Origin of the sequence: Pseudoalteromonas sp. JC3 (assembly GCF_030291895.1) — a bacterium.
Classification (GTDB): Bacteria; Pseudomonadota; Gammaproteobacteria; order Enterobacterales; family Alteromonadaceae; genus Pseudoalteromonas.
In genome coordinates this window covers 1,715,893-1,742,312 of the sequence record NZ_CP127855.1, presented here as the reverse complement: position 1 = coordinate 1,742,312, position 26,420 = coordinate 1,715,893, and the positions used below count along the sequence as shown (strand labels likewise).

Annotated in this window: 18 protein-coding genes, 1 other RNA gene and 1 CRISPR repeat array (1 of these 20 running past the window's edge); of the genes, 9 read left to right on the top strand and 10 right to left on the bottom strand. The window is 43.0% G+C overall.

Annotation, left to right across the window (positions count from 1 at the left end; all coding sequences use genetic code 11):
* Nucleotides 1-365: a CRISPR direct-repeat array (repeat unit 35 nt; unit sequence GTCTTAATCCCCTTCAAAGTCGGGGCTACTCAGAC) (it extends 418 nt beyond the left edge of the window).
* Between the two features lie 328 nt (nt 366-693).
* The 6 genes from QSH61_RS07150 to QSH61_RS07125 are packed head-to-tail and all read right to left on the bottom strand — an operon-like array spanning nt 694 to nt 10,610.
* A complete protein-coding gene (locus tag QSH61_RS07150; RefSeq protein WP_206471613.1) occupies nt 694-2,799 on the bottom strand; it encodes a TIGR03986 family type III CRISPR-associated RAMP protein in 2,106 nt (701 codons plus the stop codon).
* Between the two features lies 1 nt (nt 2,800).
* A complete protein-coding gene (locus QSH61_RS07145) occupies nt 2,801-4,228 on the bottom strand; it encodes an RAMP superfamily CRISPR-associated protein (RefSeq protein WP_206471612.1) in 1,428 nt (475 codons plus the stop codon).
* The gene (locus QSH61_RS07140) at nt 4,228-6,036 is read right to left on the bottom strand and encodes an RAMP superfamily CRISPR-associated protein (protein WP_206471611.1); all 1,809 of its coding nucleotides are present in this window, start codon (nt 6,034-6,036) and stop codon (nt 4,228-4,230) included. Before QSH61_RS07140 ends, QSH61_RS07145 begins: the two co-directional genes overlap by 1 nt.
* Nucleotides 6,036-7,589 carry a Cas10/Cmr2 second palm domain-containing protein gene (locus QSH61_RS07135; RefSeq protein WP_206471610.1) on the bottom strand — a complete coding sequence of 518 codons (1,554 nt, stop codon included), beginning with the start codon at nt 7,587-7,589 and terminating at the stop codon, nt 6,036-6,038. The genes QSH61_RS07140 and QSH61_RS07135 overlap by 1 nt, the downstream gene beginning before the upstream one ends.
* A gap of 12 nt (nt 7,590-7,601) precedes the next feature.
* Nucleotides 7,602-9,722 carry a hypothetical protein gene (locus QSH61_RS07130; protein ID WP_206471609.1) on the bottom strand — a complete coding sequence of 707 codons (2,121 nt, stop codon included), beginning with the start codon at nt 9,720-9,722 and terminating at the stop codon, nt 7,602-7,604.
* A 36-nt stretch (nt 9,723-9,758) separates the two neighbouring features.
* Nucleotides 9,759-10,610, bottom strand: a complete 852-nt coding sequence (locus tag QSH61_RS07125) for a hypothetical protein (protein WP_206471608.1) — start codon at nt 10,608-10,610, stop codon at nt 9,759-9,761.
* 158 nt (nt 10,611-10,768) lie between these two features.
* Between QSH61_RS07125 and cas6 the strand changes: the two genes are divergently transcribed.
* The 6 genes from cas6 (at nt 10,769) to QSH61_RS07095 (ending at nt 19,102) form a co-directional block, all read left to right on the top strand.
* Entirely contained in the window at nt 10,769-11,692 is a 924-nt protein-coding gene (gene cas6, locus QSH61_RS07120) for a CRISPR system precrRNA processing endoribonuclease RAMP protein Cas6 (RefSeq protein WP_206471607.1), read from the top strand.
* Between the two features lie 1,323 nt (nt 11,693-13,015).
* The gene (locus tag QSH61_RS07115; RefSeq protein ID WP_206471606.1) at nt 13,016-13,489 is read left to right on the top strand and encodes a hypothetical protein; all 474 of its coding nucleotides are present in this window, start codon (nt 13,016-13,018) and stop codon (nt 13,487-13,489) included.
* 178 nt (nt 13,490-13,667) lie between these two features.
* Nucleotides 13,668-14,024, top strand: a transfer-messenger RNA (tmRNA) gene (gene ssrA, locus QSH61_RS07110).
* A gap of 329 nt (nt 14,025-14,353) precedes the next feature.
* Nucleotides 14,354-17,062: a CHASE domain-containing hybrid sensor histidine kinase/response regulator family protein gene (locus tag QSH61_RS07105; protein WP_206471605.1), complete on the top strand. Its 2,709-nt coding sequence runs from the start codon at nt 14,354-14,356 to the stop codon at nt 17,060-17,062.
* A gap of 221 nt (nt 17,063-17,283) precedes the next feature.
* Nucleotides 17,284-17,964 (top strand): substrate-binding periplasmic protein, encoded by a 681-nt coding sequence (locus QSH61_RS07100; RefSeq protein WP_237116936.1) that lies wholly within the window; start codon nt 17,284-17,286, stop codon nt 17,962-17,964.
* Between the two features lie 97 nt (nt 17,965-18,061).
* Nucleotides 18,062-19,102, top strand: a complete 1,041-nt coding sequence (locus QSH61_RS07095) for a tetratricopeptide repeat protein (RefSeq protein ID WP_010606438.1) — start codon at nt 18,062-18,064, stop codon at nt 19,100-19,102.
* 66 nt (nt 19,103-19,168) lie between these two features.
* On the opposite strand, the gene grpE is transcribed toward QSH61_RS07095, so the two are convergent.
* Both grpE and QSH61_RS07085 read right to left on the bottom strand, forming a co-directional pair.
* Nucleotides 19,169-19,786: a nucleotide exchange factor GrpE gene (grpE, locus tag QSH61_RS07090; RefSeq protein ID WP_102056533.1), complete on the bottom strand. Its 618-nt coding sequence runs from the start codon at nt 19,784-19,786 to the stop codon at nt 19,169-19,171.
* A 65-nt stretch (nt 19,787-19,851) separates the two neighbouring features.
* Nucleotides 19,852-20,787, bottom strand: a complete 936-nt coding sequence (locus tag QSH61_RS07085) for an HrcA family transcriptional regulator (protein ID WP_206471604.1) — start codon at nt 20,785-20,787, stop codon at nt 19,852-19,854.
* A gap of 90 nt (nt 20,788-20,877) precedes the next feature.
* Here QSH61_RS07085 and nadK point away from each other — a divergent pair, with 90 nt between their 5' ends.
* From nadK to recN, 3 genes are all read left to right on the top strand, one after another.
* The gene (nadK, locus tag QSH61_RS07080) at nt 20,878-21,762 is read left to right on the top strand and encodes an NAD(+) kinase (protein WP_045990546.1); all 885 of its coding nucleotides are present in this window, start codon (nt 20,878-20,880) and stop codon (nt 21,760-21,762) included.
* Nucleotides 21,763-21,824: 62 nt separating this feature from the next.
* Nucleotides 21,825-22,406 (top strand): hypothetical protein, encoded by a 582-nt coding sequence (locus tag QSH61_RS07075; RefSeq protein WP_010606436.1) that lies wholly within the window; start codon nt 21,825-21,827, stop codon nt 22,404-22,406.
* 95 nt (nt 22,407-22,501) lie between these two features.
* Nucleotides 22,502-24,178 (top strand): DNA repair protein RecN, encoded by a 1,677-nt coding sequence (gene recN, locus QSH61_RS07070; RefSeq protein WP_174168587.1) that lies wholly within the window; start codon nt 22,502-22,504, stop codon nt 24,176-24,178.
* A gap of 28 nt (nt 24,179-24,206) precedes the next feature.
* Here recN and QSH61_RS07065 read toward each other — a convergent pair whose 3' ends face one another.
* Nucleotides 24,207-24,602, bottom strand: coding sequence for a DUF1801 domain-containing protein (locus QSH61_RS07065; RefSeq protein WP_010606434.1), 396 nt, complete (start codon nt 24,600-24,602; stop codon nt 24,207-24,209).
* A gap of 393 nt (nt 24,603-24,995) precedes the next feature.
* The gene (locus QSH61_RS07060; RefSeq protein ID WP_206471603.1) at nt 24,996-26,411 is read right to left on the bottom strand and encodes a glutamate synthase small subunit GltD family protein; all 1,416 of its coding nucleotides are present in this window, start codon (nt 26,409-26,411) and stop codon (nt 24,996-24,998) included.
* Nucleotides 26,412-26,420 lie beyond the last annotated feature (9 nt).

Here is a 26,420-nt window from a genome sequence, read left to right as displayed (position 1 = left end):
CCCTTCAAAGTCGGGGCTACTCAGACAGTAGCGCCTAACCGAAACCACAACAAGGACCCTGTCTTAATCCCCTTCAAAGTCGGGGCTACTCAGACGTCTGAAGAAGCTTTTTCAGGCGTAGCAATGGTCTTAATCCCCTTCAAAGTCGGGGCTACTCAGACTTATAAATCAGAGCAAAACTACAGAGTAGCTTTGTCTTAATCCCCTTCAAAGTCGGGGCTACTCAGACCATGGCTAATCAAAATAATGGTGCGTGGTTTTAGTCTTAATCCCCTTCAAAGTCGGGGCTACTCAGACAGAATATAATTTTCCACAGTATCCTGTAGAGGAGTCTTAATCCCCTTCAAAGTCGGGGCTACTCAGACTATAGCCGATCGAGGCCGCGTCATGCAAGGGCTAGAGGGGGTAAAAATGTCGGTCTCCTTTAACCTGTTCCCAAAACCACTGACTTACTGACATTTTTGATGTCAAATTAACCCAAAATCATAATAAATTCACCACCCTGCGGTCTACGCTACTGACACTTTAAAATATTCAGCTCAAGTTCAGTTAAAAACACCCGGTTGGGAACGTAGCAATGCGGCTCAAAGCGAGGTTAAAAGCGTCATTCACTGGCAATAAAAAAGCCCACTAACGCTGCCGTTAATGGGCTCTTAATAACAAATAATTATCGTGCTTTCCCTTAACCTAAAGCTACCTCGCGTTACGGTTATTTTTAGGCTTAGGCTTAGGTTTAGGTTTAGGTTTTTGATTTTCCAATAATAAGCCCGCGCCATCTGCTCCTAAACATTTGAGCGTTTGTTTATTTTCCTGCTTGTTATGGTCGTTATTAGTAAACCAGTTAAATACAGCAGTTTCTCCTCTTAAGGTTGCCGTTGGATAACTAATGGCTGTGTGCCCTTGTTGGTAGAGGTTGCTGTTTCTATCTCCTACTTGCGTTAGTAAGCCCAACGTTGTCTCACAGATCAAACTATCCCCCTGTTTAAGCGGTGTTTTTGCTGTTAACCACGTTGACCAGCTCTGGTCATCGGCAATGCTATATTGCTCGACTGGGTGATTGCTAAAACTGGTATAGCGGGCCTGCATATTTTGCAACTCAATTTGCTCAATGCTGATTTTAACCTGCCCAAAGCCATGAGGCTTGCCCATGCCAAGTTGATGGCTATAATTATGATCAGGCTCCAATGCGGTAAGTAATAGCTCCAGCTCTGCCGCTCGTAAATTAGTAAAATGTACCTCAAACTCAAGCTTAGCTTTTTGTGGCAATAATGGCGCAATCGTTCGATTATCCAACTCTTCTGTTACATTGTCCTCAATAAAGGCTTCCGCCATTACTTGCTCAACAGGATGGCGCAAATAAACTTTATACGGCCCATTTATTCCATGTTTTTCAGGGTCGAGTTGGCTTTTTTTGATTAGTAGATTGCGATTTTGTTTGTTATAAAAATACATGCTCGGACACGGCAATTTAGGACTATCGCTTCTTGGCACAAGGTAACGGCTTTGAATAGAATTAGGATCCCATGTACTGATTAATTTTGCATCATAGAAACGAACTCTAGAGGCATACGCTGATATTTTTTCTTTGTCTTCCAGCTTTCCTTCGTCAGAGACTACGCCCAATATTTGCTCAGCTACCGACAAACTTGTCCGCCTGTGGCTATAGGGTTGTAACGCTTCTTCGGGCAAAAAGTCATACAGGCTATACGGTACTTTTTTTCGCCAAAGCTGAGATTTAGCCAGCATAGTGACGCTATCCCCCGCTTCATTACAGTCAAAAAAGACCAAGGTGCCAACCACATTTTTGGTTGTGTAGGTAAAGTCTTTATTTTGCTTTTTGTTCTGCCTACATTCCTCTGAACTATTCATAAGTAAAATAAATTCAGCAACGGCTTGCTCAGATACCGCTATGATTGGTGCTTTAATATGCTCGATTGGGTAAGCCATGTCGTACTTACCATTAATGCTAGCGCCTTTACGAATAAGTGCTTGTTTGGAGTCAGCACTAGCCTGCCGTATTACTTTACCACGAGGTAAAACCCGTGAAAATGGCACGCCATCGCAGGGCTTAACTTTCTCAACCCAAGGGTGGCTTGTGGTAAAAGGCTGTGATATTTCACCATTTTCAGCGGCGCTCAAGGCTCTGTCATAAACAAGATGACAAGTATTCTTCCACTGCTGACTGGCAGAGATATATTCACTGGTGTCATGTTTATCTTGGGCAATACGAACGCCCATTGCTTGGCTTATCGGTAGTGATGGTTTATCTTTTTTTGTTCCATCAACGAATACCCGCTGCCACTTTTTAGCAATAAATCCACTTTTATCAAGTGCTGTTGGGGGCAAACCAATGGGCTGAATTTCGAGATATTTTCCTTCCCCTTTTGTGATCACCCCCATGGCTAAGCTGCCACCTTGTGCTGCGCCTCTATAGGTCATTTCGCTATTTTCTAATACACGAGGGCCTGAGCCTGATAGCATTTCAATATGCTGGGCGATTGGCCCTCTTAGGCTGTTGGCTGGAATAGCAGGTAAACCGCTACGTAAGTAAGGCAGCAACTCCTTGTATTTTATCCGTTTATTATTGATTCTTTTTATATGGTCTTGGCTTAAATTACCGTAAAAAAGAGGGGACTCTACTTCAATACAGCAGGTTATTTTACCGCTATGATTCACAAATCTATCATGGCCAATACCCGCTCTTTGCAACGCGTCACGCGTTGCCGTGATCTGCTTATGACCGCTTAAACTGGAGAACGGAATAAAGTTGTATGGGTTTAAAAATCGTTGTTCAGACATTTTATGCTCCTTTGCTCTCGGCCAGCGCGGATAAAGCCGTTTCAAGGTCGGCCGTGTTCAACTTATGTTGAAGCGTAAAGGCGTTAAAAAAATCACTAAAATTGTGGTATTCATTACCGTTAAAGCTAATAACGCCTTGCAACCTGCCATATCCTTTAGCCTTATTTGCGCCAATGGCGATATGTTGCTCCATTACGTCTCTGAGTGTCATCAGTAATATGGCTGTGGCGGTGAGATCTTTGTGCAAGTTAGGGCGATATTTCAACGTACAATTAAATGGCTGAGTGGTCTCCAGTGCCTCTACTTGGATCATCGCACCGTCTTTAACCCCACCAGTAAAGCGATTAATAGCTATCATATTTTGCTGATGCGTTTGGTATTCGCCAGGCTCAACCAATTCGGCATCTGTGAGGAATACTCCAGCTTGTCGTTTTTCGTCTCCCCATAAAGGACTGACGAGCTGCATTACCGCTTGTTCATCACGGTTGGTAGGTAAGAGCGTTCGCACAATACGTTTAGACTGTGCTTGCAGCACTCCTCGTAGAGCGGTTACTGGTAAAAATGGTTTACCATCGTGGTTACGTTTAAAGTAATAGTCTTTTGGTTTTGCTGGCAACTTGTCTGACTCTACAAGCTCACCTCGAGACTTTTTAAGTTCATATGCTTCAACAGCCTTTTTATACTTGTCTTTTTCTTGCTTTTGACGCTCAGGACACGCAATCAATATGGGATCGGGCGAATAGAGAGCAAGGCCCAGTGTTACTTGGTTATCTTGCTGCGATGGTTGTGGGGTTGGGATAGCGTAATCTTGGTACAGCGTGGCTAATGGAGATTTGCCTCCAATCCAATCTTGCAGCTTTTCTTTATACAGCACTTTGCATTCATCTACGTGCAGTGACAGCAAACCAAAATTATTTTTCTTATCACGACCAAGTTGCAAAGGTTGACTTAGCAGTTTAAGCAAGGCATCTAAATCATTAGGGCAAATATAGGCAGCCTCTATGTTCAAAGTAAACTTGCTCTGCGGTTTTAGCCATTCCTGTGCAAATAAGTGATTGGTTTTTGCAGCCCCAGTGATTGGGTCTATTGCATTACGGGTTTGGGTTACTGATGTGATCTCATCTTCTGATAATGCTGCGTAAATATTTACGCTACCTCGCGTCTTTACCAGCGAGTTGTTCACTGTGGTCGTTGCACCAAACAGACGAGCCTTGAGCCCCTGATCTGAGACTTTATTCGATATCGCGCCTTTGAGTGACGAGGCACTCAACACGGGCTGTCCATTAACTCCTCGAAGCAAGCTTTGCACCTCACATTGTGTTTCCTCAGCGGTGCTGTACTTGGTGTCATCAACTTGACCATTGCCAATTGCTAAGTGTGTTTGGTTCACACAAGTAACCGTGAGCTGAGCACGAATTAATTCTTTCATCAGTTGCACTCCTTTTTCTCAATAGTTACTTCGCCAAAACCATTGGCTGTATCGTATTGTGTTTGTTGCCATACAGGCTTATTTGGGTCCAATATAATCGTGCTGGGTAACCCCTCCCTACTCCAGCGGTTAAGCAGTTGCGCTGCTTGTTCCGCCTGCTCTGGCTTCACTTTTAAAAGCCACGAACTCCCTGCTTTGGTCTCAACTTGAGCTTGATAATGCGATGTACGTTTGTATTTTTTATGCCAAAACTCTCCACCCACTATTCGCTCTTGGCAGTAATGCAGTTCAAGGCTGAATACGTTATTTTTTGCGAGCACATCAAAGGCAGCTTGATAAAGCGTACCGCTACTTTCAGTTGGGCCTATCACCGTTTTATTAAGTAATATTTGTGGTGTTTGTAACGTAACAATAAACTCATCACCATCCGCAACTTTAATAACTGGCTGTTTAATCACTTTTGCGTTTTCTATTCGTGCTATCGCTTTGGTTTTACCAATACCAAGAATATAGCCAGAAATCGCGCTATTTAGCTCCTTAATGACCTTGTTAAAAGTTTTTTTATCTAGGCCTTGTTGTAACTCAGCAACGTCAATAACACCATGCCACACGTGATTGTGCCATGTGCTTTTAGCATCAGCATCTTCGCCCGATGTGGCCTTTTGATACTCATGAACAATACAGTCGAGGCTAAATAACTGCTCATCTTTGGCAGTATCTTTTAACAGTAGATCATCCGTTGCTGAATTAATCGCTGTTCTTACTACCAGAGTCCTGTTTGGCTTCACTTTATTAAATACACGCGATCGTTGCGTGTATTTAAAATCAGGTTCAAATGTATCCGCCAAAAACTCAGGTTGCCAAGGTGATTTAAATACATCAGCCTGTGTTTCGTGGATGTATTCTTTACCATGGTCATCATAGGCTAGTTTACTGCGTATAACGGTAGATAAACTTGGGGTAGTGGAGCGCGTTTTCGGGTCGTTCTCCATACCGAGCTTACAGTGACCAAAAGTGATTTTATCTAGGTACTTGATGAGGTTCGGGTGAGTGGTTTGATTTAACTGATTGGCGATAGCCCCTTTTATTACCGCTCCGCTTATCTCATCTATGCTGGTAAAAGCATTGCCTTTACCTACGGTGTCGGTAATACATAGTGGTCTATCTAGAGAAAGCGTATAACCAAAGCGCGTGCCCGATGAGTTAGCTAAATGCGTTTTCTGAGATTGCTTTTGACTATCTTCTACCAGTTCAACCCCTACAACTTTACCAAACCCTATGCTCTTTAAGCCGCCAAGCGCTTGGCAAAATTCAGCGGCTTGCCTAAGCAATGTGCACAGCGTTGCGATGTCTTTCCTATTACAATCAGCCCAAATATAACCGCTAAACTCTACCTTTTCCCCAATATCAAAAGGTGCTTCAATAAATTGAAGTGCTCCGGCTTCAACACTACCCTGCTCGTTTATTTTTATTCTATTGATGGTGGAATGTGGCTTGTCTGGCTGGTTGCATACCCAGTAGGGATCAAAAACTAGTTTACCCCTATACTGATTTTGCTCGTCGTTTACGCCTTCTTGGCCAAACCATTTATTGCGCCATGCTGCGTTTATTTTATCGCTTTGGGTGATCTCGTATAGTTCTTTTAACGCGTGTAATAAGTTCCCTTTAATCAGGGAGTTACTCAGTACCACCCGGCCTCTATGGTCTCGCAGTACGGCGCTGTCTAAGCCATAGCGCATAGAGCCCGTGCCATGCGTCAAAATGGGGCCTTGTAAAGTAAAGGTGAGCTTCAGTCTGTTTAACGCCATTATGCAACCTCCCTGTCCGATAAAACCAAATATTCCCAACTTTCAGTGATCAATACCCAAAGTAACCCTTTGAGGGTATGATCCTCGCTGTCGCTCAGTTTAGCGCCTAACAAGAGTAGCCCAGCAGTATCATAAATATGAGTAAAGCCATCGCTGGATAACTCACTCACAAGCTGCATACGTTCGAGTTGTTTGCTAAGCTTATCTTTGTCTTGTAAGGCACTTATTGCAACTTTAGCCGTTTGATATGCTTGGCTTTTTCCTAACTTTTCCAAATTACTGGCAAGCTTTTTTATTTCCTCACTAGCTACGCTTTGGCTAAAATGCCTGGCACGCTCTGGAGCCAAATGGCCATAACAAATTTTGTAATGTTCAGCTAAGCACTGCTCGGGTGTGTCGATGGATTCAAGCACCATATATTGAAAACCATTACCTAGCCCTTTGATATGCTTACGGCTTCCCTCATCGGTAGGTATCGGAGCATTGTTTACTAGGTTATCTTTAACCGATTCGGCAAGCTCATACGCGAGTGCTCGGATTTTTTGGATTGGGTTTTTCATGTGGCAAAATACCAGTCCAAAAGCATGTGTGAGCGGATAATCTTTAAACTTCCAATTTTGTGTCCACTCATTGACCTTTGCAATAAACTCAAAGCCCTTACTTGCTGGCATTACAAAGAAACATTCGTCGCCCCCCCACAGCAGCGTTTCGAACCGTGCACCACCTAATGCTTTGTGCTCATTAAAATCTGCATCTTTTGCCACCCACTCCAATATCTTTTCTAACAGTTGAGCGCGTTTGGTTTGTAAAAATTTATCGAATTCAATTTGCGCTTCTACACTTTGAGCTACGATATTTTGAATACGGCTAAATTTATTACCGTCAAAATACACATAGGCAAGTTTACCTTCCAACATTTTATATTTGGTTTTTAAGGCAATTTGCTCAAAGTTTTCAGCAAATTTGGTGATGCGGCATGTTGCACCAATAATGTTAAGCTCATTGTTATAAAACTGCTGTTTTTGTTCTTTTCCAAATTCAAATGCCGATTTAATAAACGGATTTACCGCCACATCTTGTTGGCCTTGAACATTCACGGTAGTGTCTGCGGGTAAAATATGACTCAGTTGGCAAATGTTGCTCGTCTCGCTTGTTTCCAGCACGCTAATTGCAGTTTGCCCCAGTTGCGCCTCGCGCCCTTGTTGGATCAGTCGCTCTAGTGCATCTCGATAATTGCTATAATGGACTGCGCTGATCCCAGTCACAGTAAATGTAAAGCCTTGATAATAGGTTTCTAAATACGCCTTAATTCTAGTGCAGGCATGTTCTTGCTCTTTACAACTAAACACACCTGTAGATGCGCCATTACTAACTACTTGCAGTCCAAGCTCGTCGCCCAACGCGTCTATTACATCGAAGATGGCTTGTCGCATTCGTAAACTTAATCCACGATACACACTGAGGTTTTGGCTATAACTAAGGGTTTGATAAATATTAACCGCTTCGACCTTAACGAGATCCTTTGCGGCTTGATTTAGGGAGTGTGGTTCCATGTACTTCTGCTCCTAAAGTAATAATGCCAAAGCCAACACAACGACAGCAAAACTAGTGGTGAGTTTAGCGAACGATGAAAAATGTCTATGTCTAAAAACCGCATAGCGTGCAGCAACTTTGTTTAGCAAGACTTTGGTATTTCTAACGACTAAATAATTTGTGAGAATAAACGGTGATGCCACGAGCAGTAAGCCAAACGCAAACCGTTCGACAATGTTATAATTGTCAAATGCCCCTAAAACGGGGAAAGCCGTAATGATGGCTATGGCTGCAAAAATAAGGGCTGCCATGCTGGTTTTGTCGGCTTTATCTACAAAGTAGGTATTACGCCAGCTTTCCATGTAATCATCAGCCCAAGCAATTTTATCTTTCACTTTGTCAAAATGATTATCAAGACTAAAAGCACGTTTTATATGCTCAAACACTTCAAGCCCTTGCTGTTCATGCGACACAGCATCAAACCAGTACTGATTCATAAAGTTTATGAAATTACGGCGGATCCCTCGATATTGAGACAGTGGCTTCTCGTCCAAATGGGTTTCTGTCATGTGTAACGTTGCCAGCTCCATTTGCCTGATCAAACTTTGTAATACTTCTCGAGTGAGGGCAGCATAAGCCACCATATAATGATAGTTGTGGGTCCAGTGTCGATAGCCAATATTTTGGTAAAACCCACCGAAGCCGACTGATACTGCTGCGTATTCGTTAAAGCCACTGATTGCTGTAGTATTTTTCCACCGTGTATACCATTGCACATCAGCTAACTTTTGTAGAAACTCTCGGTGGTAGGCATAACCACCATCCTGATGCCTGTTTAGTGTTTCAAAACTATCCACTTGAGTTGCTAACATCGTTAATTGATCTAGCTGCTCGCGGCCATATGAGGTACTCGGGTATTTACCCAATAAGACATAACAGGCATTAACATATAGTCTTGAATCGTACTGGCTTGTACACTGCACTTTAAGCTGTTCAATTATTGCATTCTGCTCAGTTTGAGCTGCAATAATGGCTTGGGTGTCTACTTTATCAATGAAAAATAAGCTTACGAGCCGTAGAATATGTTCAGAGACAGGTTGTTCTATGTTTTCAGGGAACAATTGCAGTTCATGCTCTGTTTCCTTTGAGTTTTCGACAGTGCGGCCATCCACATGCGTTTTGTAAGCAGTGTCTCCTAGTTGTAATAACACCTCGGATATTTTGTTTTCTTCTTTTTGCTCAATAAAGGTTGGATATAAGATCCGAACTTGTTCACTAAATTGCAACCAATACGCGACTTGTGCTTGCTGTAATAATGCTAATAAATGTCTGTTATTACATGCCTCAATAAACAACCAAAACCAAGTGTCTTGGGTTAATTTGCGCTGCTTTGCATATGCATTCAAGGCATCTTCTACTTTTGGTTTTAAGGTAATAGACAACAAATAGCTTTGCTGATTAAGCCCATGTTGTATCAACGATAAGCGTTCAATATTTGCGTTCAGTGTTGGTCGTGATTTATTACCTTTTAAGCCCATAGCTACATTGGTGGTGGCTAGCTGAAATTCATGAAAACACTTTACTTCAGTGCAGTGCTCATTTTGTAAGGAAAAAAAGCGTTTCCGTACCCGCGAGGAATAATAAAGATAGTTTTGGCTATAGAGCTCCTGCCGCTGTATTTGTTCTTTATCTAGCTTATCAACTTCGGGGCCAGTAGCACCTATCGCGTCAACTTTAAAAGCAAGTGCTTGGTTTGGCGTAACACATATCTCCGCGCTGACCTTACCTGCGTCAAACTCAAAAGGATAGTAAAGTGTGGTTCTGTATCGGCCAACAATTTTTGACCGAGTAGTTAGCAACTCAAAAAGAGCTATCAGCTCAGATTGTGCAGGAGTTGGTAAATTATACTGCGACAACTCAACCCGTACATTGTCTCTCACGGCATTTAGCGCAGCAATTAATTTACTATTCTTAAGTGTTTCCGATGCTAGAAATACAGAGCAAGATTGAACCTTATTATGGTATTGTGTTGTTGTATCTAACCAAATACAAATACAATTTTTACTCTGTTTATTCGCCTCTGTTGGCAGGGTAGTAATGTTTTTACGGGTTACATAAATATCAAAATCCAAAAACTCCGCTGACTGCCACATCTTTTTCAATCTCCTTTTTAGAAGCTATTATTTTTGTCATCTTAGTAACGCTTTTACGCTGGCTAACATTGGCTCTAAGTGCATTGCCTGTTCGCTTTTCATGCCAAAAAAGAAGCTTGGTGCTTGACCACCAAACCAGCTATGTACTGCTTGATTATCATTCTGCTCTGCAAGCTGTTGAAAGCGCTCACGAGCCACCCTGCCAGCGACTTCAATTTGCCACTCTGCACACGCTTCATCTTGGTAGATTACACAAACTTGTGGCAACTCCAGTGCCTGCTTATGTTGCTGGCAGTGTATGTACTGCGCCTTTGTGGGTAGCTGCACTAACTCTAATAACACCGGGGCATATTTAGCTGGTGCCTTATACAGGCTATAGCTACCGATAGTTGATGCTTGATAAGTAGACAACCACCGCTGCGCTTCATTGCGAAGTGTTCCTACACCTCGGCACGTTGCTTCTCGCTCTCTAATGTTTAACACTTCTTCGAAACTGGCACCTACACGCAATAACTCGGGAATAAACCCTCTGTCATTTGCAGCGATCAGGTGCTCATCTCGGTTGAGTGTGTGATTAATCAGCTCAGCAAACTGCTCAATACTTGATTGGGGGTTGGAATAGTCCGCTCCCTGATATACATGATGATCTAGCTCAATTACCTGGATATTTCTCTGCTTACAGTAACTAAGCCAACCTTCGCTCATCGGTAGTTCAATGGTGATTAACGTTTGAATATGGTGAGGCAAATCTTGCAAAGTAATATCTGCCATTGTAGCGCCCCAAAAAGCGGGGCCTTGAATAACATGTAGATTATATTGTTTTGCTAGCGCAATGATGGTGTGCGCTTCTAAATCGTTACGTGGGCACACCACGCAAACTGTCGCCAAGTCCAACTGAATTCCCTTAATTATTGTTTTTGTGTTCAGACAACGAGGTTACCTGCTATTTATCTTTTTGTGAATGCTACAAACTTGTAAAAAAATGAAACTATTTACAGCCAGTATAGTTGCTCATAAAATAAAAACCACAACACATGGAGGTAAAAATGTCCTATGAATTGCTGCAGTTAGCTGAAGAAGTTACCCTTTATCAATTAAAAGTCACTATTAAGCTCAATCAAAAGCTGCATATCGCGCCATTTAAAGGGCAGACATGGCGAGGTGCTTTGGGACACGCACTAGCACAACTACACCCTGATCTTTACGCAATATTGAATGCAAAGCAAAACCAGCAACAGTCTCCAAACTCCCCCTATTTCTTTACGCCGCCACTGAGTGAAGCAACAACATTGCAACGTGGTGACAACTTAACGTTTGAAATTTGCCTATTCGACCAAGCAACTCAGTTTATCAGCCCAGTACTGCAATCTTTATTTTTATTAGAACAAATGGGGTTGGGCGAAAAACGTGTACCATTTACCATTGATAAGATCCAAACCCGTATTGAACAGCACTGGATCACTGTATTTCAGCAAGGCGCTGTGGATTTAGCCATGCCCTCTCCCATCTTGCTATCTGACTTGCTGCAACACCCACTAACACGTCTAACGCAGCCTTTACACGCCTTTGTTAAAACTACGACACCGCTATTGATTAAAAAAGACGGGCACAACCCGAATAGCGCCCCATCACTCTCTCACTTTTTATTTTTTACTGCCAATCGCCTAGCAAACCTCCTTGCGCATACTCGCGACCAAGCGCCACCAATCCATCACTGGTTACCGGAACAAATAAACGACATTGCGGCTCAAGCACAATCAGTTAAGCGTCACAATCAACGCAGGTTAAGTGTGAGTACAGAGCAAGTAGAGCTGGTTAACGGGATCACCGGTAGCTGGGAGTACTCCATACTACCCGAGCATATTCCGTGGTTGCAGCTGGCTCAAACCCTCCATATAGGTAAAAAAGTAAGCTTGGGGTTAGGCGCAAGTATCATTGAGTTCGCAGTACCGATGACGCAAAAGCAATGAATATACATGATGCTCTATGCCCTCTTTCATACTAATTCGCTAAACCGAATGATGAGGTAGAGCCTGATTCCCTCATAAAATGCCACAGGCTTGGGTATTCAACCAGCTCTTAGGCCAGTATGTTTATAGCCAAAACACACTGTACGTTATAGTTTAAATTACCGCCTCTGATGACAGTCTCGGATTATTCCCTCCGCGTATTACGTACATTTCGCAAACTTTTTAGAGGAATATTAGCTGAATGCTCTACAATATCAGCAGCCGAGAGTACAAAGCTTTGAATCTACTAGCCTTTTTATATTTTTATATCGTAAAACATCAACACTCGGTAATTTTGGAGCAAACTGCAAAAATCGACACTCCATGCTATTTATCCTGCATATCCCCTTTAGCACATACTTATCTTAAGCTGCGTATCTGTACCTTTAATCGTATTTTTAACTGAATTTAAGCTGAATATTTTAAAGTGTCAGCAGCTGAGACCGCAGGGTGATGAATTAATTATGATTTTGAATGAATTTGACATTAAAAATGTCAGTAAGTCAGTGGTTTTGGGAACAGGTTAAAGGAGACCGACATTTTTACCCCCTTTAGCCCTTGCGTGACGCGGCCTCGATCGGCTATAGTCTGAGTTGCCTCGACTTTGAAGAGGATTAAGACAAGATGAATTTAAGTTTTTCATTTGATTTTCCGTCTGAGTTGCCTCGACTTTGAAGAGGATTAAGACCTGTGCGTTTTGAAAATTTCATAGATATGCCTGTCTGAGTTGCCTCGACTTTGAAGAGGATTAAGACCTTGAATAAACTGCTCTAATTGTAATTCCATGAGTCTGAGTTGCCTCGACTTTGAAGAGGATTAAGACCAAGGTTTTGAATTTCATTTGAATTTTCCATAGTCTGAGTTGCCTCGACTTTGAAGCATGTTAATCCTGAGCTGTAATACATCCCTATAGCTGGGTTCTATCAGGCATCAATGCCTTCCCCACCTCAAGCTGCGAAACTGCGTTTCGGTCTTTCGTCGTCCATCTCGAGACAAGCGATTTAAGAGAGTCGCGACATAAAGTCATAACTACGCCAGCCCCGTAGCAGCGGGTTTATCCCGCGATAGGAGCATCATCAGCAACATTGTGGCATAAAATTATAAAATAAATCGCGACGTAAAGTCGCTGCTACGAGCTATGTGCCCATATCACCAACTGCTCCCTCTACGTACATAGATTTAAACCCATAATATTAAACCAAACCAATATCCTAGGTTTGTTGAGCCACTTTTGGGCATAAACCTTGCTGAAGTTGTTATACATATTTCAGAAGGATTTGCTAAATGAAAGTTCAACACCAAGCAATGCTATATAATCAGGCTCAGGCTCAGGTGCGACGCGCGCAATCAATCGAAAATGAAGCGAAGGGAAGCGTTTTGCCAGCGTCAGAGGCAACAGATAGCCATACCAAAGAAGCGCAATTCGACTTTACCCACATCACCAAAAAAGAGCTTTCTCAAGCATCCAAAGCGCTGTATGACGAAGGAATATTGGATTTAGGGCAGCATGCTTCGCTTTCTTTACATTATTTTGCTGTTGAGCAAGGTCTAAGTCAGAGGAGTGGACTCCCCTCTCCTGCCGACATTTCACAAGCCGAGAATGAAAAAATCGACGTTATCGCCATACAAAAAGCCAGCTTAAGAGAGGCCCGCCGGAGTGGCCGTTCAGAAACAGAAATTCAATTTTCTGAAAAGCTGCTCAATACTTTAGAGAACTATCAATATGGTGGCAAAGGACGATTCTTTGCAAGTGCTTAGTCGCATATATTCAACACTTACGGTCTTGTTCAACAATCGGTGAGTAATTAATCAAACACGCCTCTGCTTCGTTAAATCATCAGCAAATGGCATGATAAGCCATTGTAATGACATTAATCCTATGTATAATGCGAGACATAGTTAGATGTATAGACACTAACAGTACTGAATTTATTCAGGGGCTGATTAGGATTCGACGGGATTCAAGAAGCCTAAGGTGCATGTCGAGGTGCGGCTGGCCTCGTAAAAAAGCCGTATTTAAAGTAATCGCAAACGACGATAACTACGCTCTAGCGGCATAATAGCCCGCTAGCACTCCTCCATGATATTCTTGTGGATCTGGTTCTGGAGTGTCACCCTACACAAGATCGCTACGGAAACCCTGGCCGGGGTTGAAGGGCTAAAACTAAGCGGCCTCGCCTTTACTTATCGTGTTCGTCCGAGATTTAAAGGTTAACCAAAAGACGATACTAAACATGTAGGACCGAAGGTCGACGCTTTCCGGACGGGGGTTCAAATCCCCCCAGCTCCACCAAATTTTAGCGTTTTAAAACAGCCAGTTAGAGCAATATGCTTTAACTGGCTTTTTTGTTTTCAGGGCAAACATCCACATTTCATCCTAAAAAATGTCCACATCGTGACCACATTTATATAAAGCCCAAAATCCGCATATTTATTTTAGCTTTTATGGTCACATGGCTTATCCGATTTCAATCTACAATTTATCCAAATAACAATTCAAAATATGTCTTTATTGAGCCAATTTAGGCATAAATTCGGGATTGTCACTTCACCGTAATCACTATCAATTCTATGCTATCTGGACTAACATATTGATTAGATTTAAAGCGTAAGGAATATAGCGTGTCGTTAGCGAATGCTCACACAGTTCGCCAGAGCCGATTTTTGCCACTTGTTGCTGCACTACTCGTGTTAGTTGGCAGTATGCTTTATGGGTTGGTGTTATATGAGCAAGAAAAGGAGCATCATGCTGAAAAGGTAGCGGCGGCACTTGCCTCACGGCTTGACCATGTGACTGAGGGTGTAAACGAGCGCGTTACGCTGTATTGGTACGGTATTTTAGGGCTTCGCACTGCAATTTATGCGAATCAACAACACAGCTTTGACTACCAGGCGATGCAGCGTTATATCAGGTCCTTTGACTTCCAAGCAGAATATTCTGGGGCTCGTGGCGTGGGGATCATCAAATATGTCCCCGTTGATAGCGTAAGCAGCTTTGTGCAACAAGCACAAGCTGAGCGTACAGACAGAACATTCTCCATCAAAACGCTAAACCCACATAGCACCAGCAAATTTGTTATCCAGTACATTGAACCCGAAGTAAACAACGATAAAGCCGTCGGCTTGGATATAGGTTCCGAAGCTAGTCGTAGAATAGCAGCAATAGAAGCTGCAACTGCCAATGAGCCGAGGCTTACCGCCCCAATTACCTTAGTGCAAGCCGACAATAAAATTAAATACGGCTTTTTGATACTCGCGCCAATTTATACCTCTATTGGTATGGCAACAAATGAAGAAAATCGGTTAGACAACTTAGTTGGTTGGACTTATTCCCCGTTACTTATCGATGAGATCCTGTCGACTTTGCTGTCTTTTCGACAAGATGTTTCAATTCAAATTTCCGATGTAACCAATAACGATGAAAACACACCATTTTATCAGGTGCTAAAAGAAGATATTAAAGAGTTGGATAACTCGGTGGCTAAACAGGTCACCTTGTTTGGTCGCTCTTGGGAAGTAAAAATTTGGCCAACTCCGCAATTTATCCGTTCACTCAATCTCGTCTCTCCTAATACCATTTTGCAAGTTGCGCTGCTGGTGTCTGCGCTATTGGCAATCATCACTTATATTCTGCTTTTAAGCTTTACGCGTCAGCGCTTAGCAGAAAAGGAAAAGCTAGCAGCCGAAGAAGAAAAAGCACAGTCCCTTGCTAAACTGAACTCTTCATTAGAACAGGAAGTAAAAGCACGAACTAAAGAAATCGTAAAATACAGCCAACTTCACACCAGCATTGTTGAAGGTTCGGGTTATGCCATTGTCGCCACCGATCCTGACGGTATCATTACCCAGTTTAACCCTGCTGCTGAGCGTTTATTAGGGTACAAAAAAGATGAACTCATTGGTAAATCATCCCCTGCCATTTTCCATCTTGAGGAAGAGGTCATAGCAAGAGCAAAAGCGTTAACGGAAGAGCTTGGCAGAGTCATTGAACCTGGGTTTGAAGTGTTTGTCGCCAAAGCCAAACAAGGTGTGGTAGATACTAGTCGATGGACTTACGTTACTAAGCAAAATCAACACGTCCAAATTAAGTTAAATGTAACAACCTTGACCGACGAACACGGCAATATTGATGGGTTTTTGGGCATCGCATTAGATCTCACTGAGCAGCTCAAACATGAGCGAGAACTCTCGCACGCCAAAGAAGCAGCTGAGCAAGCAGCCAAAGCCAAAGCCGTCTTTTTGGCGAATATGAGTCATGAAATACGAACCCCCATGAATGGCTTATACGGCACATTACAACTATTAAAGTCGGAACCACTTAACAGCACCGCTACCAACCTACTTGAGAAGGCGACTTACTCGGTTAAGGCACTTAATACTATCATCAACGATATTTTGGATTTCTCTAAAATTGAAGCCGGTAGAATTGAGCTTGAAGAACGACCATTTAATATTGAGGTGTTGGTTGAACACCTACGCTCAGATTTCTTAGTGTTGGCAAAAAACAAGGGATTAAAACTTAAGATCTACGTTGAACTTGAGCATAAGTTTTGGCTTGGAGACGAAGTCAGAGTCAGGCAAGTGTTGCTTAACCTCTTGTCAAACTCCATTAAGTTTACTGAAACTGGTAGTATTATTACCCATATAAAACCACTTCAAAATGATTCAGGTATGCTTATCACCGTTGCCGACACCGGCATAGGAATGACAGAAGCCACAATCAAAAAACTCTTTTCACGATTTGAGCAGGCGGATAAGTCCACCACCAGAAAATTTGGTGGTACGGGGCTCGGCCTTTCTATCACCCGCTCCCTAATCGACCTGATGGGCGGCACGATAAAAGTAGAAAGTACTGTCGGAGAAGGCAGTCAATTTAGCATCGAGTTGCCCTTGCAAAAGGCTAAGTGTACATCAGAGCAACCAAAAGGCGATCCGCTAACAGCAGCAGACTTGAGCGGTACGTCCATATTGCTGGCTGAGGATAATCCAGTAAACCAGCTGGTAGTGCGCTCTATGATCAGTAAAGCCAATGGTGATATTACGATTGCGAATAATGGTAAAGAGTCCATTGAACAATTCGAGCTAAACAAACCCGACTTAATACTTATGGATATTCAAATGCCTGAAATGGATGGCGTTGAAGCCTGCAAGCGTCTCAAAAGAAAGGATCCCAATATCCCAATAATCGCATTGACTGCAAATGCCTTTGCGGAAGACAAAGCCTTGTATGAGCGCGTCGGATTTGATGGTTATGTTGCCAAACCCATAGAGCAGCTTGAGCTTATCAATACCATAGCGACCGTACTCGCACAGAGCCGCAATGTACAATAATAAATTAAGAAGCAAAAAACACTTTGCGGATACATTAAACATTCTTAATCGTTTAACAAAACACGTGTACCAGTCTTCCTTTGCTGATAAAATAAGCATGCTTTATAAAACGCTCAGAGATTTACGCCATGAAATGTTCTATATCACTTTTACTTAGTTTACTTATCACATTTTGGGCATTTGAAACTTTAGCGAAATGTAGCAAAACTTTGCGCATAGGAATGAACGAAACACTGTGGCCTCCTTATATTTCCCGTAAAGAAGGTAATGTCTCTGGTTTAGAGATTAATGCGCTAAACACCTTGTTTAACGACTCATCTTATTGCTTGGAATATGTCTTTTATCCCACTTCAGCGAGAATGCTAGCAGAGTTAAAGGTAGGTAAGGTAGATGTACTAATGGCTGCGACCAAAACGGCATCTAGAGCTAAGTTTGCTTACTTCACTACACCTTACCGCCAAGAAGTCATGGCATTATTCCAACATAAAGAAAAACCAAAAATTGGCGGCGAAGTCGAGTCGTTGATCCTTGCAGGAAACACATTTGCTCTGAATGCCGGCAGCTACTATGGAATTGCCTTTGAAAAACTGATCCAAGACTTTTATAACGATCAGCTGGTACACCTGCCCAATGCCGCTCGCCGCTTTAAAATGTTGGGTAAACAGCGAGTTGATTATGTTGTTGAAGATAAGCTCGCGGGCGAGCACTTTATTCAAGCCAAAGAGTATACCGATGTTATCTATTCTGGTATCGAGGCGAATAGAACTCCGGTTAGCTATATGCTTAGCAAAGTCAGTTTAACCACTGTAGACCTTGAAAATATTAATCGGCTAATTGAATTGCACCAGAGTGAACTCAACAATTTGTTTTCTTTTCATCACGTTTCCGATCCCCATTTATAATTGAAGAGGTAACCTCTACATTGTTGCTTATCTTTGTATAATGCTGTTTGTCGTAATTGATTTGGAACTATTTGTTACTGCCGACTACAGTTAATAGATGCGCAAAAATGTGGTTGGGATTTGCTTGGTTCGGTTTTTACTCTTTGTAACTTGTACATTTTATTTTTGCCAACATGCGTTGGCGAAAGACTTCTCATATTTTGAAAGTAAGCTAGACGAGGCCAGCGACTATTTAACGGTTAACCCTGCACAATCCTTGATTATTCTCGACAGTTTAGAGCAACTGCAAGATGTACCTGTACCGTTATTTATTCAGTGGCATTTGCTGAGCGCTCGTGCATCTGTACCAACAAACAAAGTTGATAGGCTCTATACCTCAATAAACGCGACCTTTCTGTATCCAGATGACATGTTTTTTAAAGCCAACCTCCCTACCATTTTGAGTGCGCTAGGGATTTGGTTACGCCGACAAGAATACCTTGATGATGCTGATACTAGTCTTAAGTGTGCCTACAAATATGCAGAAAATGACCGCCAACGACTTACGCTGACTAACAGTATGGCGCTAGTTGCCCGCAACCAAGATGACTACCAAAAAGCGAGAACATTGTATGCCAAAGCACGCAAATTGGCTGAGGAGTTAAAGCAAACCCCGGTACTTGCGATGATCGAAAGCAATTTGGGTAGCCTCGCACTTGATCAAGGTCGAGTATTTGAAGCCGAGCAGTATTTTCGCCATGCTCTGTTGGGCTATCAAGCCGTTGATAAACGCTCGGGTCAAATCTCAGCGGGGATTAACTTGATGTTTGTCTTTCTTATTCAAAAACAAATCGTGAACTACGAACGTTTACAAGGGCCCACGTCTACCCTAACCACAGCCTTTCCAAACGAATCAAAACAAGCTTGGCTACAATGGCTTGAGGCGCGCTATAAACAACTCGAGGGGGAGATGCCCAACCAAAGCACTAAGCAAGCGTTACAACTGGCATATACCCAGTTAGAAAGCGATAAAGTAAAGCTACTAGTACATAGATATTTAGCAAAAGAGTTAGGCGTCGAAGTAACGGCTCCCCTCCCCATCACAGCCAAGTCTTTTTCAAGCCCTTGGTTTGATAGAGTGAAGCTGTGTAGCTGGTAAGCAAATACATTCGTTCCTAAACGCAAAAAAGCCGCTCAATGAGCGGCTTTTTCAAATTGAATTTGCTTATTCAGCAGCCTTAGAGACCATCACCATTGCAGGGCGCAATAGACGACCGTTTAAGGTATACCCTTTTTGCATCACAGCAAGCACAGTATTTGGTGATACATCATTGCTTGGCTGAATTGACATTGCTTGGTGTAGCTCTGGGTTAAATGCTTCACCCTGCGGGTTTACCGCTTCAACACCAAATTTAGCAAGGGCATCAGCAAATGTCTTGATAGTCATATCAATACCTTCAAGCACTGGCTTTAAAGTTTCGTTTTCTTTGTCAGAAAACTCAATCGCACGCTCTAGGTTATCGATTACAGGTAGTAATTCGTTTGAGAACTTTTCTAGCGCAAATTTATGCGCTTTTTCAACATCCTGCGCTGCACGGCGACGAACATTTTCAAGCTCAGCAGCGGCGCGAACAACGCTATCTTTTTGTGAGTCGATAGTTTGCTTAGCGGTTTCAAGCTCAGCATACAGACCAGCGATTTCTTCTTCTGGGCTCAACTCACCCGCATTTTCTGCCTGCTCTTCCTGAGTTTGTTGTTCTGCTTGTGCTTCTACAACTTCCGCTTCCGCTTGTGTTTGTTCTTGTTCAAGCTCTTGCTCTGGGGCTTTTGTCTGCTCAGACATGTGGTGATTCTCCGATTCTTTACAACTGCGGTAATTATGGGGATTGAAATGAGAGTTTCAACCCTTTATTGCGGCAATTTTTTGAATTCCGACAAGATAGCTTCGATCTTTGAATCCGCAGGGCAAATGACGCAAAAGCGACTTTGATATTCTCCTTTGGAGAAATACGGCACACTAAGCACCACTACGCGATGTAAACCGAGCATGCTTAGCTCTTCGCCAAGTAACACGGATATACCGTCTTTAAACGCCAAGCGGTCTTCAACTTGGTCTAAAAATCCGACGCCAAGATTAATCTCTCTATCCAACTCTAGGCGGTTATATAAGTAGCGCTCGCCCACAACAATCGCATTATCTGAGCCTAATTGCTGACTTAACTGCTTAGTCCACTGGGCCAAAATATGATGACAACTCGGCGGTGCGCTGTGTGCCATGGCGCGCATTCGGTGCAACCCTTCAACTAAAGTTTGTTGACTGAATACAGTATTCATCCAAGCCGCGAACTGGTAACGCAACGCGTCGGAGTCATCAACGGGTTTATCTATACAAATATTGTGTGATTGCCCCGCTCTGTCTAACAGCAGGACCAGCCAATTTTTACGATCAAAATCGAGCACTTCGACACGGAACATTTGTTTGCTGCTAACTTGTGGTAATCCAACGCAGCAACAGACCTGGAAGTTTTGGCTCAATAAGTGGGCAAAAGAGACTATTGCGGATTGATCTGGTTGCCAATGAACGGCAACATCAGCCAGAGGAAAAAACTCCTGTAGCCAGAATTTTACACCTTGATCGGTGGGCACGCGGCCAGCTGACGTGTGCGGCGAATACAATAAGCCTTGATTTTCAAGTCTTGCCATTGCATTGCGTACGGTTGCAGAACAAATAGCAAGGCCGTCCTGCTTTGCTATTTTGCTGGATGCAACAGGCTGCCCTTCACCATTACAATAATGGCGCATGACCGCACACAGAATTTGTTCATCTCTGGGATTTAGTTTCATAATTATTTTAATATGGGTGTCAATTGCCAGTTTCAAGCACTACGCTTTTAATATAATCTTGCAACAAAGATACCAAGGACAAATGACTGAATGACGACCACGTTTAACACCATCGGCTTAATTGGCAAACCCAACCACGAAGGCGCGGGGACGACCTTACAACGACTCTACACATTTTTGCAAGCATTAGGATATGAAGTACTCGTAGAAGATCGCGTTGCGGAGCAAATAAAGTCGTTAGACGAAGACGCTGTTGTCGAGTTAGTTGAACTAGGTAAACGCTGCGATCTTGCTATTGTTGTTGGTGGTGACGGTAACATGCTTGGTGCGGCAAGAGTACTGGCTCGTTTTGATGTCGCCGTGATTGGGGTTAACCGCGGTAACTTAGGCTTTTTGACAGATTTGAACCCCGAAGGCTTTGAAGCGCAGCTAGAAGCGGTGTTAAGCGGCCAATTTATTGAAGAATCGAGATTTCTGTTAGAGGTGGCAGTATATCGACATCACCAACTTAAAAGCGCAAATTTAGCAATGAACGAAGCCGTATTACACGCTGATAAGGTTGCTCATATGATTGAATTTGAGGCCTTTATCAACGACGACTTTGTATTTTCCCAGCGCTCAGACGGTTTAATTGTCTCGACACCGACGGGGTCAACCGCTTACTCGCTTTCAGGTGGCGGGCCTATTTTAACCCCAGAACTCGACGCTATTTCTTTGGTGCCTATGTTTCCGCATACCTTATCCAGCCGGCCTTTAGTGGTGGATGCAGAAAAAGAAGTCAAACTTAAGTTAAGTCTAGAAAACACCGATAGCTTACAAGTAAGTTGTGACAGCCATGTTGTACTGGCTGTGCTACCTGGCGACGAAGTTATCATCAAAAAAGCGGAGAAAAGATTAAGATTGATCCACCCTAAATGCTACTCCTACTACAATGTTCTTAGACAGAAATTAAATTGGGGCAGTAGGCTTTACTAAGCACGCAAAGTTACGCAAAATAACCTTGGTTAATTTTTCTAATTTAGGTAAATAACAATAAAATGGCTTACGTTGTATTTTTCACATTGGCGCTGCTTATCACTATACTTTCAGTGTATTTAGTGATTGAAAATAATAGAAGAAAAGCCCGTGAAGCGGAAAAAAAAGCCTTTAACGATCGTTTAAAAGTGATTAGTAGCAACTTTAAACTTAAAGTTGCTGAATTCGTCGAAGCGAAGATTTTAAGGCCAAAATACGCACCGCAGATCAATGCAATTGTTGGCAACTTTTTTGTCGTTCAAGCCCACTCGGAAGAAAACTTAGCGCAACTGGAAAAAGTGTCTGAGTTATTTATCTATTCAGTGACAAACGAGCTTAACAAGTGTCGCTCAAATGGCAATATGGATTTGCTTGCTGAGCAATTACAATATTTTGTTGCCGAATTACCCACGGCAGGCATTGCCTATAATCGCGATTTCTATCGCGAGATGCTCCCGGCCCTCATTGCTCGCATTCAAACACCTGAAACACCAGCACAACAGCAAGATGAAGATGTATTAGACTCACCAGAACTAACTAGCTCAGAGCCATCCAACCAACAAAAGCAAGCAGCAGCCTTAGTAAAAGAGCATGCCGTCGGTTAATCTTGCTATTATTTTTAGCAGAATTTTTTAATTTGAGTTGCTAAACAACAAAATACTGTATAAATTAACAGTAATTCTCTGTTAGGGTGTACAGTATGCTTTTAGCTTTAAATATTCAAAATTTTGCTATTGTTAGTGCGCTAAATACTGACTGGCATTGTGGCATGACCGCAATTACAGGTGAAACAGGCGCAGGTAAGTCCATTGCAATTGATGCGCTTTCTTTATGTCTCGGTGAGCGCGCTGATCCTTCTGCTATTCGTCCAGGTACCGACAAAGCGGATATCTCTGCTCAGTTTGATGTTTCAAATCTCCCAGCTGCCAAACGCTTTCTAACGGAGCATATGCTAGATAACGAAGAGAATGAATGTATTCTTCGTCGTGTTATTAGTAAAAGTGGGCGTAGTAAAAGCTACATCAATGGCTCCCCTGTTACTGCTGGCCAGCAAAAAGAGTTAGGCCAACATCTTATTGCAATCCATGGACAACACGCCCATCAGCTACTGCTAAAGCCAGAATATCAACTGCACTTGCTAGATGCCTATGCTAACCACACGACTTTGTTACAAGCAGTTAAGGGGCAATATAATCACTACCATAAACTGCAAAAAGAATATGCCGAACTACAAAAGTCACAGCAGGCACAAGCCGCAAAAAAACAACTTCTTGAGTACCAAGTAGCGGAGCTTGACGAGTTTGCCCTACAAGAAGGCGAATATGAAGATATTGAGACCGAACATTCACGCCTAAGCCATAGCCAAACCATTTTAGAACAATGCCACCGTGAGCTCTCTCGCCTTTATGAAAATGACGAGCAGACTGTGCTATCGCAACTACAACAAAGTGCACAAGTGTTCTCTGAACTCACCAGTTTTGACAAAACCCTTGAGAATATTGCGCAAGTGCTTGAAGAGGCAGCAGTACAAGTGGAAGAAGCCAGTAGAGAGATCCGCAGTTATTCCGATTCTGTCGAACAAGATCCGATGCGACTACAGGAGCTAGAAGATAGACTCTCTCAAGCTCTAGATTTAGCTAGAAAGCATCAAGTTCAGCCAGAATTGCTATATCAGCACCATCAAGCACTACAACACGAGCTTGAGTCTATTAGCTCTGATTCTGCACGACTGGATGCATTAGAGGAGGAAATTGCTGAAGCCATCAACGCCTATAACCAAGCTGCACAAGGATTAAGTCAAAGCCGCCAGCAAGCCAGTGCATCTCTTAACGAACGTATTTCTGCAAGTATGAAAGAGCTTGCGATGGGTGATGGTCAATTTGAGATCCAGTTAACGCCTAATCTTGGCGCTAAACCGAGCCCTCTTGGGTATGACCACATTGAATTTTACGTCTCTACTAACCCAGGCCAACCTTTACAGCCTATGGGCAAAGTTGCCTCGGGTGGTGAACTATCTCGGATAAGCTTAGCCATTCAAGTGATTATCGCAACACGCGTTACGACACCCACTTTGATTTTCGATGAAGTTGATGTAGGGATATCAGGTCCAACGGCTGCAACCGTAGGTAAATTGCTACGTCAGCTTGGCCAGTCCACGCAAGTTATTTGTGTTACCCATTTACCGCAAGTGGCATGCAGTGGTCACAACCAGTTCTTTGTCGCAAAACGGGTAGAACATGGCGAAACCTTTACCAAAATGACCCCAATGGCAGAAAGCCAACGCATTGATGAAATAGCAAGGTTAATTGGTGGAGATAAAATAAGTGACACGACAAGAGCGAGTGCAAAAGAATTACTACAAGTACAAAGTGCTTAGCCGTTATCAGGCTGATTGCTCCTGTTGATTAACGCGCAGCGTTATACCGAATTGCTGCGCGGATCAATGTACAGAAATGGGCTTCATTGATGGTGTCCTGCTGTTTTATATCAATCGCCCGTCGAGTGTTACCTGCAAACCCTGTATTGAATAACTGGTGCTCATCTTCAAACTTTGCACCGTATGCAAAGGTAAGTTTGACCTTATCTTTGTATACTTCGCCCGTGCAGATCATGCCAGCTTTTGACCAGACAGGCACTCCTGTTGGGTTGCTTGGCTTACGCCACTTGATATCTTCTTCTACCTCTTTATCAACACTTAGGATCAGACTTCTGACCTGCTGCAATACCACTGCACGCCAATCGCTTAAGCTCGCTATCTTTGCAGTGACCGCATCAGCGCCTGAGTTTATTGTTTCATTCATGATCTTTCCTTAATACTATTGATAAATATATGTTGAGTAAAATTAAGTTAGTGGCTAACAAGGGCCTGTTGACCTTTGCTGTTTGATTTTTGTTCTTCTGAGTGCGTTTTGGTCGCGACGCTCAACTTGCCGCCTAGTAATCTAGGTAAAAGTTGAGCAACAATGAACAAAGCACACTCAGGTGAACCCAAAGGGCAGCGCTTGATTAGCATTTCTACTGTGTTATCGCCTGACTCACATAGAACAACTATGCTACGCAGACTCTGCCTTGTATAAACACCAATCAAACTGCTGCAAAAACAAACTTAAAAGATAAACAGTCCCTACGCAAAATTCAAATAAAAAAACCCCAGCTACAACGAATGTAGTTGGGGTTTGTGAACGACAAAAGCGTTAAACTTCTAAATAATCCAAAATGCCTTCAGCGGCGTTGCGGCCTTCAAAAATCGCCGTTACCACTAAATCAGAACCTCGTACCGCGTCACCACCGGCAAAGATCTTAGGATTACTTGTTTGATGTGTAAATGCGCCTTTTTCTGGAGCAACAATACCGCCCCAGTGATTTATTGCGACATCGTATTGTGCTAACCAATCAAGGTTGTGAGGCTTAAAACCAAATGCCATGATCACCGCGTCGGCTTCTAGTGTATGCTCAGAGCCTTCCACGGTTTCAGCACTACGGCGACCATTTTTGTCAGGTTCACCTAATTGTGTTTTCACCATTTTAACACCCGTCACTTTGCCTGAGCTGTCAATTTCAATACCAACCGGCTGTAAATTGAATCTAAATTCAACCCCTTCTTCTTTGGCATTTTTAACTTCTCGAACTGAGCCTGGCATGTTTTCTTCATCACGACGATAAGCACAGATCACGGATTGCGCATTTTGTCTGACGGACGTTCTAACACAGTCCATCGCTGTGTCCCCACCACCTAGTACCACCACGCGCTTACCAGCCATGTTCACATAGTTATGCTGACTTTCGTCATAGCCCATAACTCGGTTGGTGTTACCAATCAAAAATGGTAGCGCATCATAAACACCATCGGCATCTTCATTTGCAAGATTACCTTTCATGCTTTGGTACGTCCCCACACCTAAGAATACGGCGTCGTATTGCGACAATAACTCGTCCATTGAGACATCACGACCAACCTCGGTATTGAGTTTAAACTCAACGCCCATTTCGGTGAAAATCTCGCGACGGTTTTCCATTACCGATTTTTCTAATTTGAATGACGGGATCCCAAAGGTCAGCAAGCCACCAATCTCTGGGTTACGATCATACACCACAGGGCGCACGCCGTTTCGCACTAGAATATCTGCACAGCCAAGCCCTGCCGGACCCGCGCCTATGATTGCGACTTTCTTATCAGTCCAAGTAACGTAAGAAAGATCAGGCTTCCAGCCCTGTGCAAACGCCGTATCAGTAATATATTTTTCAATATTTCCTATAGTCACTGCACCAAACTCTTCGTTCAGCGTACACGACCCCTCACAAAGCCTATCTTGCGGACATACTCGACCACACACTTCAGGCAAACTATTGGTACGGTGAGATAGCTCCGCTGCCTCAATGATTCTGCCGGTACGAATAAGTTTGAGCCATTGCGGAATATAGTTGTGAACTGGACACTTCCATTCACAATACGGATTACCACAATCTAAACAACGATCGGATTGCGAATGAACTTGCTGCTCAGAAAATGGCTCATAAATTTCAACAAAAGATTGCTTACGCGTAGAAATAGGCTTTTTGCGCGGATCTACACGTTGTACATCGATAAATTGGTAAACGTTCTCGCTCATTGCTCTCTC

Excerpts from the sequence above, each read along its gene's own strand:
- QSH61_RS07150 (WP_206471613.1), bottom strand. The coding sequence starts at position 2,799 with ATGTCTGAACAACGATTTTTAAACCCATACAACTTTATTCCGTTCTCC.
- QSH61_RS07145 (WP_206471612.1), bottom strand. The coding sequence starts at position 4,228 with ATGAAAGAATTAATTCGTGCTCAGCTCACGGTTACTTGTGTGAACCAA.
- QSH61_RS07140 (WP_206471611.1), bottom strand. The coding sequence starts at position 6,036 with ATGGCGTTAAACAGACTGAAGCTCACCTTTACTTTACAAGGCCCCATT.
- QSH61_RS07135 (WP_206471610.1), bottom strand. The coding sequence starts at position 7,589 with ATGGAACCACACTCCCTAAATCAAGCCGCAAAGGATCTCGTTAAGGTC.
- QSH61_RS07130 (WP_206471609.1), bottom strand. The coding sequence starts at position 9,722 with ATGTGGCAGTCAGCGGAGTTTTTGGATTTTGATATTTATGTAACCCGT.
- cas6 (WP_206471607.1), top strand. The coding sequence starts at position 10,769 with ATGTCCTATGAATTGCTGCAGTTAGCTGAAGAAGTTACCCTTTATCAA.
- QSH61_RS07115 (WP_206471606.1), top strand. The coding sequence starts at position 13,016 with ATGAAAGTTCAACACCAAGCAATGCTATATAATCAGGCTCAGGCTCAG.
- QSH61_RS07100 (WP_237116936.1), top strand. The coding sequence starts at position 17,284 with ATGAACGAAACACTGTGGCCTCCTTATATTTCCCGTAAAGAAGGTAAT.
- QSH61_RS07095 (WP_010606438.1), top strand. The coding sequence starts at position 18,062 with ATGCGCAAAAATGTGGTTGGGATTTGCTTGGTTCGGTTTTTACTCTTT.
- grpE (WP_102056533.1), bottom strand. The coding sequence starts at position 19,786 with ATGTCTGAGCAGACAAAAGCCCCAGAGCAAGAGCTTGAACAAGAACAA.
- QSH61_RS07085 (WP_206471604.1), bottom strand. The coding sequence starts at position 20,787 with ATGAAACTAAATCCCAGAGATGAACAAATTCTGTGTGCGGTCATGCGC.
- nadK (WP_045990546.1), top strand. The coding sequence starts at position 20,878 with ATGACGACCACGTTTAACACCATCGGCTTAATTGGCAAACCCAACCAC.
- QSH61_RS07075 (WP_010606436.1), top strand. The coding sequence starts at position 21,825 with ATGGCTTACGTTGTATTTTTCACATTGGCGCTGCTTATCACTATACTT.
- recN (WP_174168587.1), top strand. The coding sequence starts at position 22,502 with ATGCTTTTAGCTTTAAATATTCAAAATTTTGCTATTGTTAGTGCGCTA.
- QSH61_RS07065 (WP_010606434.1), bottom strand. The coding sequence starts at position 24,602 with ATGAATGAAACAATAAACTCAGGCGCTGATGCGGTCACTGCAAAGATA.
- QSH61_RS07060 (WP_206471603.1), bottom strand. The coding sequence starts at position 26,411 with ATGAGCGAGAACGTTTACCAATTTATCGATGTACAACGTGTAGATCCG.